The 13,210-nt window shown below is 70.3% G+C and carries 12 protein-coding genes and 2 pseudogenes; 6 read left to right on the top strand and 8 right to left on the bottom strand.

Annotated features, from left to right (window positions below):
* The first annotated feature begins 68 nt into the window (after nt 1-68).
* Nucleotides 69-983 (top strand): LysR family transcriptional regulator, encoded by a 915-nt coding sequence (locus tag CCZ36_RS03460; RefSeq protein WP_069736080.1) that lies wholly within the window; start codon nt 69-71, stop codon nt 981-983.
* A 40-nt stretch (nt 984-1,023) separates the two neighbouring features.
* Here the strand turns inward: CCZ36_RS03460 and CCZ36_RS03455 are convergent, their stop codons facing one another.
* Nucleotides 1,024-1,494 carry a pyridoxamine 5'-phosphate oxidase family protein gene (locus tag CCZ36_RS03455; RefSeq protein WP_128817009.1) on the bottom strand — a complete coding sequence of 157 codons (471 nt, stop codon included), beginning with the start codon at nt 1,492-1,494 and terminating at the stop codon, nt 1,024-1,026.
* A 102-nt stretch (nt 1,495-1,596) separates the two neighbouring features.
* Here CCZ36_RS03455 and CCZ36_RS35510 point away from each other — a divergent pair.
* Nucleotides 1,597-2,008, top strand: a pseudogene (locus CCZ36_RS35510) (cysteine hydrolase); the annotation flags it as partial.
* On the opposite strand, the gene CCZ36_RS03445 reads toward CCZ36_RS35510, so the two are convergent.
* The 4 genes and pseudogenes from CCZ36_RS03445 to CCZ36_RS03430 form a co-directional block, all read right to left on the bottom strand.
* Complete coding sequence (locus CCZ36_RS03445; RefSeq protein ID WP_069736082.1) at nt 1,995-2,450, bottom strand: Rieske (2Fe-2S) protein; 456 nt, start codon at nt 2,448-2,450, stop codon at nt 1,995-1,997. The pseudogene CCZ36_RS35510 and the gene CCZ36_RS03445 sit on opposite strands and share 14 nt — an antisense overlap.
* 114 nt (nt 2,451-2,564) lie before the next feature.
* A complete protein-coding gene (locus CCZ36_RS03440) occupies nt 2,565-3,554 on the bottom strand; it encodes an alpha/beta hydrolase (RefSeq protein WP_128817008.1) in 990 nt (329 codons plus the stop codon).
* Between the two features lie 47 nt (nt 3,555-3,601).
* A complete protein-coding gene (locus CCZ36_RS03435) occupies nt 3,602-4,315 on the bottom strand; it encodes a C39 family peptidase (RefSeq protein ID WP_128817007.1) in 714 nt (237 codons plus the stop codon).
* 153 nt (nt 4,316-4,468) lie between these two features.
* Nucleotides 4,469-5,468 (bottom strand): annotated as a pseudogene (locus CCZ36_RS03430) (helix-turn-helix domain-containing protein).
* Between the two features lie 274 nt (nt 5,469-5,742).
* Here CCZ36_RS03430 and CCZ36_RS03425 point away from each other — a divergent pair.
* Nucleotides 5,743-6,441, top strand: coding sequence for a B3/B4 domain-containing protein (locus CCZ36_RS03425; protein ID WP_128817006.1), 699 nt, complete (start codon nt 5,743-5,745; stop codon nt 6,439-6,441).
* Between the two features lie 147 nt (nt 6,442-6,588).
* Here CCZ36_RS03425 and CCZ36_RS03420 read toward each other — a convergent pair whose 3' ends face one another.
* The 3 genes from CCZ36_RS03420 to CCZ36_RS03410 all read right to left on the bottom strand — a co-directional run bounded on the left by CCZ36_RS03420 (nt 6,589) and on the right by CCZ36_RS03410 (nt 9,361).
* Nucleotides 6,589-7,818, bottom strand: a complete 1,230-nt coding sequence (locus CCZ36_RS03420) for an MFS transporter (RefSeq protein WP_128817005.1) — start codon at nt 7,816-7,818, stop codon at nt 6,589-6,591.
* Nucleotides 7,815-9,062, bottom strand: coding sequence for an ATP-grasp domain-containing protein (locus CCZ36_RS03415; protein WP_128817004.1), 1,248 nt, complete (start codon nt 9,060-9,062; stop codon nt 7,815-7,817). Before CCZ36_RS03415 ends, CCZ36_RS03420 begins: the two co-directional genes overlap by 4 nt.
* 119 nt (nt 9,063-9,181) lie before the next feature.
* Nucleotides 9,182-9,361 carry a hypothetical protein gene (locus CCZ36_RS03410; protein WP_069736086.1) on the bottom strand — a complete coding sequence of 60 codons (180 nt, stop codon included), beginning with the start codon at nt 9,359-9,361 and terminating at the stop codon, nt 9,182-9,184.
* A 498-nt stretch (nt 9,362-9,859) separates the two neighbouring features.
* On the opposite strand from CCZ36_RS03410, the gene CCZ36_RS03405 reads away from it, so the two are divergent.
* The 3 genes from CCZ36_RS03405 to queC all read left to right on the top strand — a co-directional run bounded on the left by CCZ36_RS03405 (nt 9,860) and on the right by queC (nt 13,209).
* Complete coding sequence (locus CCZ36_RS03405; protein WP_237302593.1) at nt 9,860-10,852, top strand: LuxR C-terminal-related transcriptional regulator; 993 nt, start codon at nt 9,860-9,862, stop codon at nt 10,850-10,852.
* 439 nt (nt 10,853-11,291) lie between these two features.
* Complete coding sequence (locus CCZ36_RS03400; protein WP_237302592.1) at nt 11,292-12,305, top strand: ATP-grasp domain-containing protein; 1,014 nt, start codon at nt 11,292-11,294, stop codon at nt 12,303-12,305.
* Nucleotides 12,306-12,537: 232 nt separating this feature from the next.
* Nucleotides 12,538-13,209 (top strand): 7-cyano-7-deazaguanine synthase QueC, encoded by a 672-nt coding sequence (gene queC / locus CCZ36_RS03395; protein WP_069736088.1) that lies wholly within the window; start codon nt 12,538-12,540, stop codon nt 13,207-13,209.
* Nucleotide 13,210 lies beyond the last annotated feature (1 nt).

Genomic DNA, 13,210 nt, shown 5'->3' with positions numbered 1-13,210 from the left:
CAGCCTGACGAAAGTGACGTCGTAGAACAAGCGAATGTTTCTGTGCTCGATCGCGTAGCATCGCTTACATGTTGAACCTGGAGCGGCTGCGCACCCTGGACGCCCTCGCCCGGCACGGCTCGGTCAGCGGGGCGGCCGACGGGCTGCACGTCACGACCTCGGCGGTCTCGCAGCAGATGGCCAAGCTGGAGCGCGAGGTGGGACAGCGGCTGCTCGCCAAGAACGGCCGCGGTGTCCGCCTCACCGATGCCGGCCGGCTGCTCGCGGACCATGCCGCGCGGATCCTGTCGCAGGTGGAGCTCGCCCAGTCCGACATCGAGGCCCAGCGGGGGGAGGTCGTCGGCGAGGTGCGGATCTGTGCCTTCCCGACCGCGGCCCGGGGGCTGTTCCCCGCGATGCTCACCTCTCTGCGCGCGGACCACCCCGATCTCACCGTCCGCACACGGGAGTTGGAGCCGGAGCAGGGGCTGCGCGCGGTGTTCCGCGGAGATGTCGACATCGCTGTCGTGCTCGACTGGAGCAACAAGCGGCTGCCCGTTCCCGGTGGGCTGACCAAGGCCGAGCTCCTCGACGACGCACCGGACATCGCCATGCCCGCCGGGCATCCGCTGGCGGACCGCGACGAGGTGGACCTGGAGGACTTCGCGGACGATCCGTGGGTGTCCTGGCCCGAGGGTGAATTCTGTTACGACTGGCTGATGTTCACGCTGCGCTCCCGGGGCATCGAGCCGCGCATCGCCCACCTGGCCGGTGAGCACCATACGCAACTGGCCCTGATCGCAGCCGGGTTCGGCGTGTGTGTGGCACCACGGCTGGGGCGCGGGCCAGTTCCCGAAGGGGTGCGCCTGGTGCCCGTGCGGCAGACCATGCGGCGGCATGTCCACGCGGTCTGGCGTACGGACGTGGACCGCCGCCCGTCGGTCCGGGCGGCGGTGGCGGCGCTGCGTGCGGCGGGTGCGGGCGTGGCGGCCGACGGCGGGTGAGCCTTTGAGGGCCCGATAACAGTGGTCCCGGGGCCCGGGTTCAGGTGAGGCCGGCGAGCTTGCGGAAGTCCCAGGAGGTGATCTTCTCCGGGGTGAGCCGCAGCCAGGCGTGCCGCCCGTCGTGCGGCATCTCTGTCATCCCGAAGTACTTCACGGGGAACAGGCGCTCCGGCTCCACGAGTTCGGGGCACGGTTCGCCGGTGCGGGGCGCCTCGCCGACGAACTCCGCCCGGCCGGTGAGCTCCACGCCGCGCAGTTCCTCGTACCCTTCGCCGTCGTCCACGACCACGGCGATCCTGGCGTCCTCGCGCAGCTGGGACCAGCGCAGGCTGCGCGTGATGGAGTACAGCCAGAGGGAGCCGCCGTCCCAGACGAACCACAGCGCCCCGACGTGCGGAGCGCCGTCCGTGCCGAGCGTCGCCACCCGGCAGGTGCGCTGTTCGCCGAGATAGGCGTCCCGCTCCTCGGGCGTCATCATGATCCGGCGGCCTCGCCGCTGGGTGTCGGTCATGGCCGCCCTCTCCCTGATGTCCACGACACTGACTGCGTGTCAGGAATCATGGTCGCTCTTCCTTCGTGACGCAATGGCCGCTACTCTCGCGCGCCCGGAGATCAGGGCGTCGTGGGCCCGGACAGCGCCCTGCCCGAACTCGCCGGCGCCGCACGGTCATCGGGCGCGCTGGCCAACGTCGCCCGGCTCGTCGCCGCCGCCCACGGGAGCGGCGTCCAGGTGATGCACGCGGTCGCCGAGAGCCGGCCCGACGGGCGTGGCGGCAACCGCAACGCCCGGCTCTTCCGCGCCGCCGCCCGGCTGCCCGTCCAGCAGCACACCGGCAGCACCGCCGTCCGGGTCGCAGCTCCTACACGGCCGTCGTCCCGGCCGACGCCATCGCGGGGGTGCCCGCCGAATACACCCCCGCCATGGTCCGTACACCCTGGCCCTGGTCGCCACCGTCACCACCACCGACGCGGTCCTCGGCGGCTGGCAGCGGCCCCGCAGACAGGGGGCGGCTACGCCAGCCTGATCGAGTCGCCCTCGACGGTGATCTCCCGGGCCGGCAACGGCTGGGTGGCGGGCCCACCGGTCGGGCTGCCCGTGGCGGCGTCGAAGGTGGAGTTGTGGCAGGGGCAGGTGATCGTCCCGGCCGAGACGTCCTTGACCGCGCAGCCCTGGTGGGTGCACGTGGACGAGAACGCTTTGAACTCGCCCGGCTTCGGCTGGGTCACCACGATCTTCTGCGCGGCGATGACCAATCCGCCGCCCTCCGGAATGTCGGCGGTGGCGGCAAGCACCGCACCGCCCTGCTTCTCGCCCCCGCTCCCGGGCTGCTCGACCGCGTCGGAGCCTCCCGTATCGTCCGATCCGCCGCCGCACGCGGTGAGGGCGGCAGCCGCTCCGGCCGCTCCCACCGCGGCGACGACCGTGCGGCGTCCGAGGAGGCTCCGGTGCTCCTGCGTTGCGCTCATCGCGGCATTCCCTTCGTCGGTGTCCCCGTCTCGGGCACGTCGGTCAGAGGTACGTGCCCGGAGACCGCGATGTTCACGCCGACGACCGCGCCGTACGCAGGTGGCCCCGGCCCGTCAGGCCTTACGGAGGCGGGCGACGATCCCGTCCAGGTCCCGCCGGAACAGATCGGGCCGGACGAAGTGGCCGCCGGGCACCTCGTGAAACTCGTGCGGAATCCCCGCCGCGCCCAGCGTGCCCCGGAACTCCCGCTGCCCGGCCAGGACCTGGGTCTCGTTGACGGTGTCGAACCAGTTGACCGGGTCGGGGCTGGTGCCCGCCACCAGGAACACCCGCTTGTTCCGGTAACTCCCGACGCGCTGCACCGGATTGTCCGCACTGACCCGCGCCTCGTCCCACAGGGGCGCGCCGTAGACCGTACCGCCGCCCAACTCCACCGCGGCCGAGGAGAGGTTGGCCCAGTGGGTGACGAGACCGGCGTCGCGGCGCAGGCTGGCCGGGCCGGAGTGAGAGCTGGCCGAGGCGAAGTGCCCGTAGTACTTGGCCGCGTACTTCAGGGCGCCGAACCCGCCCATCGAGAAGCCGGAGACCGCCCGGCCGTCGTACTCCGCGTACGTACGGAAGTTGGCGTCCACCCACGGGAGCAGTTGGCCGATGTGGAAGGTCTCCCAGTTGCGGGGGCCGACGTTGGAGACGACCGGGTTGGAGTACCAGCCCGCGGCCCCGCCGTCCGGCATCACCACGATGAGCGGCTTCCCGGCGGTCCAGGCGCGGATTCCCATCCGGTCGAAGGTGATGAAGTCCTGTCCGGTTCCGCCCCCGTGGAACAGATACAGCACCGGATACCTGCGCCCGCCGGAGTGGTAGCCGTCCGGCAGCAGGACGTTGACGCCGGGGTTCCAGCCGATCGCGTCGGTCGCGAAGCGGAAGTAGCGCATACGGGGATCGCGTTCGTCGCGGTCCACGATGCGCAGACCGAAGCCGTCGCCCACCGCGTGGGCGGCCGACGCCGACGCCAGGACGCCTCCCGCGCCGAGCGCGGTGGTCGCGGAGATTCCGGCGGCGGCCTTCAGGACGCCTCTGCGGGTGGGCCGTTGGGTGCTCAACGTGTCCTCCTGGTCAGGGGGTGGGAGTGAGGGCGGTGCGCGGCGCGTCAGGCGGAGTAGCCCTTCGGCGGGATCAGGGTGGCGAGTTGATCGAAGGAGATCCAGTAGATCTGGTTGCCGCCGAAGGACGCGGGGTCGGCGATGAGGACCGTGCGGTCGACCGCGTCGTAGCCGAAGACGGTGAAGTAGTGGTAGATCGTCTGGTCCGGCGGGTAGCCGGGCGGCTGGTTGCCCGGAGGGGCCACGATGTTGGCGACCAGCGGATAGTTGCGGTCGATGTCGAAGACGATGTCGTGCCACAGGAGGTCCCGCTGTGCCTGGGTGGGCGGGTCGTTCGGCATCTCCTTCGTCTCGTACCAACCGCTGCCCAGACGGGCGTTGAGCACCGCGGTGATCTGGCCGATGTGATCGGTGCCCGCCTCGGTCGTGCCGAGCTGCGCCGCCAGCTCGCCCTGGCTCGGTGCGGCGGTGCGGGCGGAGAGCGCGATGCGGGTCGCGGCGGGACCGCACCAGTAACCGGTCTGCTGGACCTGGTAGTCGATCTCCAGCCAGCGGGCGTTGCTCGACCGTCCGGCGTCGACGCGCAGCCTGGTTCCCGGCTTGCCGTATCCGGAGGCGAGGGCCGTGCCGGACGTCGAGTCGTGGGCCCGTACGTCCACGACCGGGACGGCGGGGGCGGGGGAGGCCTCGGCGGTGCCGGGGAGAAGAAGTGCTCCGATCGCGAGTGCTGCGATCGTGCCGGGGACAAGTCTCGCGCGCATGAGGGCTCCTGTGGGGGCGGTGCCGTACGGGAACGTCGCGGCGGGGCGGGGTGGGGCCGTCCGGCCGGGGCGGTGACAGAAGACAGCGTGGGGGCCCGGCGGTGACGGGCACAAGCGCTGTAAGTCCTGGCTTACGTACGAGAGTTCGCCGCTCTACCCGGTCCCCGCCCGGCGGTCCTCGGCGGCCAGCAACGCACGCCCCTCGGCAGTCGCCACGTGAAAGGCGCGACCGGTCGTGCGGACAGTGGTGGTCAGGCCCGCCGCACGCAGGACGTTCATGTGCTGGCTGACGGCCGGGTGGGTCACCTGGAGCATCCGGGCCGCCTCCATGGTCGAGCACCCGGCGCGGGTGGCCCGCAGCAGGTCGGCGCGGGTCTGCCCGAGCAGACGGCCGAGAGGGTTCGGGCCCGCTGCCCGTTCCGGGGCCGCCGCGCCCTCCGCCCAGTCGGCCGAGTGGCGGATGGGGTGTACCAGAACGGGCGGTAGGTCACCGTCCGCCAGGGTGGTCGGGGTGGGCCAGCAGAAGAACGACGGCTGGAGCACCAGGCCCCGCCCGTTCAGCCGCAGATGCTGCTCGACCGGGTAGGTGACCTCCAGCACGGGCGGCCGCCACCGGACGTCGGGCCCGAGACCGGCCAGCAGCGCCTCGGTGCCGCCGTCCATCAGATGCCGTGTCCGCAGAGCCCGGTCCGCCTCCAGTGCCGCGCGGACGTGCCGCCAGTGGGGTACGAGCACCTCTGCCTGATAGGCGTGGAGCGCCTTGCCCAGCCTGGCGAGCGCGTCCGGGTCGCCTTCGGCCAGGGCGGCGGCCCAGCCGGGCAGCCGTCTCGTCCCGGCCAGCCGGCTCAGCTCCGCCCGCAGTCTCGGCCGCGGCGTACCGAGCAGGGTGTCGACGGCTGCCCGGAGCGTGGTGCGGTCACCCGAGGTGGGGGTGAGGAAGTCGGGGAGTACCCGCGGGGCGGCAGAAGCGGGGAGAGCAGCCGGCGGCTCTCCGGGAGCCGCGGCCGCACCCAGCGCCGCCAGGTGCCGAACACCCGCTCCCCGTCGGTCCGTTGCAGGGTCTGCACGCTGTTGGTGATCTCCCACAGGAAGTCCGGACCCGGGGCCACCCTGACCCGCGTCAGGTCCTCGGGGTGAAGTGGATCCGCAGCATGGACGCTCCAGGGAGAGGCGCGTGGGGCCACTACCCGCCACCGGGACGGGATATGCCGGGCGTCGACATCTCCCGGGTTCGCGCCAGGAACGCGTCGAACGTACCCGGAGCATGCCCGGTCGGCTCCCGTACCGCCGTCGTCACTCGGGGTCAAGGAGGCCCACAGGGGAATCGGCCGGTCCTGTAGGGTGAATTCGCGGCCGTTCTCGGCGCCGTGACAGTCGTCCTGGGCCCGGTCGCCCCTGTGACCTTCCAGCCCCCCGAGGCGAGACAGATGACGTTCCAGCTGACCGTGGCCGACGAGGTTTACACCCTCGCGCCGACCTTCACGCATGTCGCGATCGAGGCGTACGACCTTGTCAACGGACCCAGTTCCGAGGAGAGTTCCGCCTTCCTCGACGAGGCCGCCCGCCGCCTCGCCGTGCGCCTGGACGGACGTGCTCCCCACGAGGACCCGCACGTGGCCTCCTGGCGGGAGACGTACACCGCCTTCGGCTCCAAGCCCTCACGCACCCGCAACTCGGCGGAAGCGCTGGCCAAGCGGGCACTGTCCGACGCCGGTCTGCCCCGGATCAACCTGCTGGTGGACCTCTACAACGCCATCAGCGTTGCCCACTTGATCCCCGTGGGTGGTGAGGACCTCGACCTCATCGAGGGCGGGATGCGACTGGTACGCGCCGAGGGAGACGAGGACTTCGTCACCGTGACCGGTGGCGAGAGGACCGTCGAACACCCCGACGCGGGCGAGGTGGTGTGGTGCGACGACGCCGGTGTCACCTGCCGCCGCTGGAACTGGCGTCAGGGTCCGCGCACCCGCCTCACCGAGGAGACGACGTCCGGTCTCTTCCTGTTGGAGGGCCTGGCCCCCATGCCGGTGGCCGAACTGGAGACGGCCGCCGCCGAACTGGCCGAAGCGCTGGCGAAGTTCAGCCCCTCCGCCCGCATCGAGGTGCACGCCCCGGTGTCGGCATAGGGGCAAGGGACGCCTCGCGGTGAAGAGCGGGCCGCCGGCATCCCGGACGTGACCGCTGTCCCGGTCGGCCGCACGGCCGACCGGGACAACGCCGGGCAGGCCGGCCGATGTCCGGCCCTTCCGGCCGGAGGTTCAGCGTGAACCCCACTACAGGCTCTCCGGAATCGCGTCCCCCCGGGGCTCGGCCACCGGTGTCCGCAGGCGGTCGCCCGCGAAGGCGCTCGCCGCGCCGATCACGGCGGCTATCGGGGCGAGGGCCAGTGCGCCCGGAGGGCCCCAGATGTCCAGCAGCACACCGCCGGCGCCGGCACCGGCGGCGGAGCCGAGCTGGAGGGCGGTGCCGGCCCACGCCTGGGTCTCGGCGGCCATGCCCGCGGGCGCGAGGTCACCGGAGCGGCCGTACACGGCGACGAAGGACGGGCCGAAGGAGAGGCCGGTGAGCAGGCAGAGCGGTACGGCGACCAGCCAGCCCGCCTTGTTGCCGAAGGCGAGCGCGGTGGAGAAGACGGCCAGGGACATCAGCAGAACCGGCAGTCGAGTCGCCCGCTTGGCCAGTTCCGGCGTCATCGCGCCGATCAGCAGACCGCCCACGATGCTGCCGGTGGCCAGCACACTCACCAGCAGTCCGCTCAGCACCTTCGAGTCCCCGTCGCCGTGGGGCGTCGCCAGGGCGATCTCCAGCACGCTCACGGACGTGGCGAAGCACAGGGCCGCGCCGAGCAGGAGGACCAGCCGCGGGCTGGTGAGCGGCCCGGCCCAATGGCGGTCGCCCTGCCGGGCCGAGGTCTTGTCGTCGCCGATGTTCTTCGGCAGCAGCAGCATGGCCACCGCGGTGAAGAAGAGGACGGCCGCCAGACCGGCCCAGGGAGCGAGGGTGGCGCAGACGAGCGCGGCCAGGGCCGGGCCGAGGATGAAGCCGGCGTCGGCCAGGACCGAGTCGAAGGCCAGGGCTGTGGGACGGCTCTTCTCCGTGGTGACCGACCGCCACATCACACGGGTGACGACGCCGATGGGGGGAGCGGCGAGGTTGCCCAGCAGGCCCGAGGCGACCGTGACCCAGAACGGCCCTCCCCTGTGCTCGTTGACCAGCAGCCCCCCCACCAGGACCGTATGGATGGCCATGATCGTCCACAGGACCGGGCCGTAGGAGTAGCGGTCGAGGAGCCGGCCTCGCAGCGGGGTGGACAGTCCGCCGAGGGCCGATACGGCCACGACGAACGCGCCGGCGCTGTACGAGCGCTGGTCGGCGACCGCGTACAGGGTGCCCAGTGCGAACATGCCCGCCTGGAGCTTGCCGAAGGCGGCTGCGAGGGCGTAGACGAGGATCCCCGGCTCGGAGAAGAGCACCCGGTATCCGTAGGAGCGTTCTCCGCTCATCGCGGAACCGGCCCCCCGAGGTCGACGCCGGCCGGGACGACGGTCACATCGATGAGATCCACGGCCGCCCGCGCCCGCGCGAGCGCGGCGTCGGGGCCGGGGGCGACGGTGATGACCGCCCCGCTGCGGTCGTCGGAGCTGCGCAGCGGACGGACCGTGTCACCCGGTTCGAGGACCGTGTACCCCTCCGTCACCCCTTCGTGGCGGAGCGCCTCGTCGAGACCGGAGACGGCCGTGACGGTGCCCTCGGGCGGCGTGAGGGACCAGGTGGCCGAGGCTCTCGCCGCTGGTGCCAGGAGTGGGTCGACGGGCTTGCCCGCGAACCAGTCGAAGGTCATCTGCTGGAGGTCGACACCCTTGGCCAGGCGTACGAGTTCGACGATGCCGTCCCCGCCCGGGCGGCTGTGGGTCTCGACAACCCTCGGTCCGGCGTCCGTGAGGACGACCTCGGTGTGGGCGACGCCCTCGTTCAGGCCGACGGCGTCGAGCAGGGCACCGACCTCCGCGGCCATGGCGGCGTGATCCGCCGCGCGGACCCGGGCCGGGACCAGATGGCCGATCTCGACGAAGTTGTCGCCCTTGAACTTCTCGGTGACGGCCACCACGTGGTGGCTGCCGTCGGTGCTGAAAGTCTCCACGCTGAACTCGGGTCCGGAGAGGAACTCTTCGGCGATCCAGCGGGACTCCGGCGCGGCCGAACCGGTCATGGCCCGGGCCGCGGACTCGAGCGTGGCGGCGTCGGACACGAGGGCGACGCCGCGGCTCGCCGAGCCGTCCACCGGCTTCAGGATGAAGGGGTAGCCGTGCCGGCCCGCGAAGGACCGCAGGTCCTCGGCGGTGCGGACGGCGGCGTGGGCCACCGGGGCGCAGGCGGAGTGCAGGGCCGCCGCGCGCATCCGGTGCTTGTCGTTCATCGACCGCACGGTGTCGACGGTATTGGCCGGAAGGCCGAATTCCGCGTTGAGGAGGGCGGCGGCCTCCAGGTACCGGTCGACCATGGTGACGACCACACCGAACGACTTCTCGGCGTGCAGCTTCCGGGCGGCCTCGGTCATGTTCTCCGGTGTGGGGTCCTCCAGCAGGAGGCACCCGTCGGCGTTGTCGAGGATGTCACGGGGTGTCCGCGCCGCGGCTCCGAGGTAGGTGATGGAGAGTCCGGCCGCCTTGGCGGCTCTGACCGGTTCGGGGCGGGTTCCGCCGAGGAGGAGGACGGAACCGACCGGACGACGACGGGTGTGGAGCAAGGCGTCACCTCACAGGGTGCGGAGGACGAGCGGCATGGGCGTACGAAATCACCAAAGGCCGTTCCGCTCGCACGGCGGCGTGTGCTGGGGTGCGGGGAAGGGTGAGGTGAGGACGCGGATCAGCCCCAGCCGAGATCTGCCCCCGGCGCGTTGTTCGGGCAGGCGTGGCCGCACGAGGCGGAATTCGCCCGCGTATCGGCCTGCGTCGACCGGTTGGAGGCGTCGATGGTCGGCCCTGCGAGACCGAGCAGCGTCGCCGCCAGCAGGGAGCTCTTCAGGATTTCGGTGACAAGTCTCATGTTCGGTTGTTCCCCCGTGCGTTCCCGCGTTCTGTGCGCATGGTCGGTGACCACTCTTTGTGGTCGCGCAGCGACATGTCCAGAGCCGACCCGGGTCGAATCTCTGTTGGCGGGAACCCGCTAGGGGTACAAGGGGCACAAGGGGTGCATATGAGGACTCTGGTGACTGTCGTGGACCGGCGCGGCGTTCACCGGCGACAGCCCCCTGGTTCCCCTCGGTATAAGTCGGATGCCGGGCCATTTCCGTACAGGGGGCGATACATAACCCGCGTTCTCCGTTATCGGCCCGCTTACACCATTGATCTCTCGGAGGGTCAATCATTTCAGGCCAACACCGGCCGAAAAAAAGCGCCTTTGACAAGGCCTCACGCGCGTGCGAAGTTCGATAGTCGCTGGTCCGGACCCCCCACTGACCAGATTAGGTCTGCTCAGATGACACGGGGTGGCGCATGGCGCGCGGGGGGACGCGAAGCACCACGAGGGGCGCTTGGTCGATATATGGATATGCATCTGTCCACGGACATGCGGCGCGCGTACGCCCTGGCCGTGCGACGCCGCGCGCTGACCGCGGAGGTCGTGGCGGAGGAACTCGGCCTGGACGCATCGGAGGCCGACCGGGTGATCGCGGGCCTGGTGGAGCTGCGACTGCTCCAACAGGACGCGGGAGGCGACCTGTTCGCCGCCGTGGCGCCCGACTCGGCCCAACTGCGCCTCCTCGGGCCGCTGGTACGCGAGATCTCCGTCATGCAGGAGAAGGCGGACCGGATTCGAGCCGACCTCGGGTCACTGCTGCCGGTCTACTGGGACGAGGTGGAATCGGCCGCCGGACAGATCGAGGTGGTCCGTGACCTGGACGTGGTGCTGACCCTCATCGAGGAGTTCAGCGCACGGGCCACGACGGAGGTGCTCACCTCCCAGCCGGGCGGCGGCCGGCCGGTGAAGCAGCTCGAGACCGCCCTGACGTTCGCCCAGGAGCTGCTGGAACGCGGTGTCCGCATGCGCACGTTGTACCAGCACACCGCGCAGTTCCATCAAGGCACGGCCGCCTACGTCGAACATGTGGCACCGCTCGGCGGGGAGGTCCGCACCACGGCCAGCGGCTTCCCGCGCATGCTCGTCTTCGACCGGCGGGTGGCCGTCCTTGCGCTGAAAGGACACCCCGAGGGGGCCCTCGTCCTGCGCAACGAGAACGTCATCGACGTGCTGGTGGACACCTTCGAGCGGACCTGGGTCGGAGCCCGCCCCTTCCCCCTGAGCTACAGCAAGGGCCAGATCGTACACGTCTCCTCCGAGGTCAAGGACACCATCATGCGCCTCCTTGTGGTGGGGGAGAGCGACAAGAAGATCGCGGCGCGGGTGGGGCTCTCTCTGAGGACCTGTCAGCGGCACATTGCCGACCTCATGCAGGAAATAGGAGCACGTAACCGGCTCCATGCCGGTTATCTCCTGCATGAACAGCTGGCGAAGAGTGATGCCGGCGGTGTCACGTGATTCATCGGCTATCTGGCTAATATCCGATTTCTCCCCCCTCGTTTTACTGCCGACGTGTTTTCGATCCTCGTTCGCTGTAGACGTGGTGAGACGATCAGGTAACAGTGGTGTGCGCTGGATCGAAGTCGGATCAAGGCTTATCGCGAAAACGTTGAACGGGGTTCCTGCAATGCCACGAGTTGGTGAGCCACAAGGGGATGCGGCGGAAGCCGGGTCACATGACCGATCAACTCGCCAGTGTCTTCTTCTGGTGGGGAGCGGCGGGCAACTGTGGCGTGAATACATTCTGAAGTCGGTTGCCGACTTCTATGATCTCTGGCTGTTCGCTCCCAAGGAGCCCACCTGGGAATCACGTTATCTCCGGGGAAACACGATCGTCGACACGCTCGACGCATTCGAATCGATCGAGGCCGCCGTTCGGCTCACCGAGAGCGTGGAGATGGCCGGCGTTCTCTGCTACGACGAGATCCGGGTGCCGATCGCGGCCAGGATGGCCGAGGAGCTGAAGCTGCCGACGGCGAACGCCGAAGGCGTTCTCGCCTGCCGGGACAAGCACCTCGGCCGCCAGGCCCTGGCGGCCGCCGGTGTGGCGCAGCCCGTCTCCCGTGCCGTCGCTTCGCTGGAAGAGGCGCGGGAGGCGGCGGGGGCGATCGGTTACCCCGTCGTGCTGAAGCCGCGTGCCCTCGCGGCCAGCGTCGGGGTCGTGCGGGCGGACGGGCCCGAGGCCCTGGACTCCGCCTACTCCGAGGCGGCGGCGGCGTACTTCGACGAGATCCCGCGCGACCGCGCGTGGGTGCTCGTCGAGGAATACCTGGACGGCCCCGAGGTCAGTGTCGAGAGCGTGTGCCACAACGGCCGCGTGACCCCGATGTTCGTGGCCCGCAAGGCCCTCGGCTTCGCCCCGCACTTCGAGGAGGTCGGCCACACGGTCAGCGCGGACGACCCGCTGCTGCACGACCCGGAGGTGCGGCGCGTCCTCCAGGAGGCGCACACCGCGCTCGGACTCGACACGCTGGTGACCCACACCGAGCTGCGGCTGACCCGGACCGGCCCGCGCCTGGTGGAGGTCAACGCCCGCCTCGGCGGCGACCTCATCCCGTACGCGGCCCGCCTGGCCACGGGCGTCGACTACGGCATGGTGGCCGCCGACCTCGCCGCGGGCGGCCGGCCCGACGTGGCGCCGGTGCGCACCGCCTCCGCCCACGTCGAGTTCCTGTATCCCGAGCACGATCTCGACGTCACCTCCCTGACGGTCGAGGAGGAGCTGCCGGCGGGGGTCCACGAGGTGACGCCCATGGCGGAGCCGGGCCGCCGCCTTCGGCTGCCGCCCCGCGATCATGTGGCCGGACGGTATGCGTACGTGGTCACGACCGGTGTCTCTCCGCAGGAGTGCGCCGATGCTCTGCGTGCCGCGACACCACTCGTCCGCCTGGTCGGCACCCCGGTGGATTAGGTCGCCCGGCCGCCTTTCCGGAGTGTGGGGCTGCCCTCGATGCGAGGGGCGCCGACTCCGCTGCTCAATTCTTACCGCACCTTCCCCTTCTTTCCGGGTTTCTCTTTCCCGGCTGCCCGACGGCCCGTCACCGAGGCGTGCGCGGAAGACCGTACGCCGCTGATGCGAAGGACACCGCAGTGTGCCCGCGTCCGGGCCCCACCACCCATTCCGTTTGCAGGAAGGCGTCACCGTGGCACGTGTGATCGCGATTGTTTCCGGCGGGCTCGACTCCGTCGTGCTCGCCCATCATCTTCATGCCGAAGGGCATGAGGTACATCTGCTCTCCATCGACTACGGTCAGCGGCATCGCAAAGAACACGACTACGCCCGGATCGCGGCCGACCGTATCGGCGCCGAGCACGAGATCGTCGATCTGTCGAACGTCGCTTCCATGCTTCCCGGATACTCCCTGACGGATTCCCAGGTCGATGTTCCGGATCAGCACTACACGGCCCCCGGAAGTGTTAACGTCGTACCGAATCGCAATGTGATTCTGCTGTCCGTAGCCTATGGAAAGGCCGCCGCTGTCAAGGCGGATCAGGTTGCCATCGGGGCTCTGGCGGGCGATGCGTCGACCGCACCCGACTGTTCGGCCGAATTCATCTCCTCTTTCAATGCGATGGAGAAGATTGCGTGCGCCGGATACGCGCCGGCGCATCTGGAGGTCGTGGCCCCCTTCATCGATCTCCACAAGCACGACGTCATTCGGCTCGGCGAAAAGCTGGGTGTCGACTGGGCCGAGACCTGGAGCTGCTTCAAGGGCACTGAGGTGCACTGCGGAACATGCGCCGCGTGCGTCGACCGGATCCAGGCGTTCGAGCGCGCAGAGACGACTGACCCCACGGTTTACTTCAAGGAGTAGG

This window comes from Streptomyces sp. S063, assembly GCF_002832675.1.
GTDB classification, from domain to species: Bacteria; Actinomycetota; Actinomycetes; order Streptomycetales; family Streptomycetaceae; genus Streptomyces; species Streptomyces sindenensis.
This window is presented reverse-complemented; position numbering and strand designations above follow the sequence as displayed.

Coding starts and splice junctions, on each gene's coding strand:
- CCZ36_RS03460 (WP_069736080.1), top strand. CDS start 69: ATGTTGAACCTGGAGCGGCTGCGCACCCTGGACGCCCTCGCCCGGCAC.
- CCZ36_RS03455 (WP_128817009.1), bottom strand. CDS start 1,494: ATGACCGACACCCAGCGGCGAGGCCGCCGGATCATGATGACGCCCGAG.
- CCZ36_RS03445 (WP_069736082.1), bottom strand. CDS start 2,450: ATGAGCGCAACGCAGGAGCACCGGAGCCTCCTCGGACGCCGCACGGTC.
- CCZ36_RS03435 (WP_128817007.1), bottom strand. CDS start 4,315: ATGCGCGCGAGACTTGTCCCCGGCACGATCGCAGCACTCGCGATCGGA.
- CCZ36_RS03425 (WP_128817006.1), top strand. CDS start 5,743: ATGACGTTCCAGCTGACCGTGGCCGACGAGGTTTACACCCTCGCGCCG.
- CCZ36_RS03420 (WP_128817005.1), bottom strand. CDS start 7,818: ATGAGCGGAGAACGCTCCTACGGATACCGGGTGCTCTTCTCCGAGCCG.
- CCZ36_RS03410 (WP_069736086.1), bottom strand. CDS start 9,361: ATGAGACTTGTCACCGAAATCCTGAAGAGCTCCCTGCTGGCGGCGACG.
- CCZ36_RS03405 (WP_237302593.1), top strand. CDS start 9,860: ATGGATATGCATCTGTCCACGGACATGCGGCGCGCGTACGCCCTGGCC.
- CCZ36_RS03400 (WP_237302592.1), top strand. CDS start 11,292: ATGGCCGGCGTTCTCTGCTACGACGAGATCCGGGTGCCGATCGCGGCC.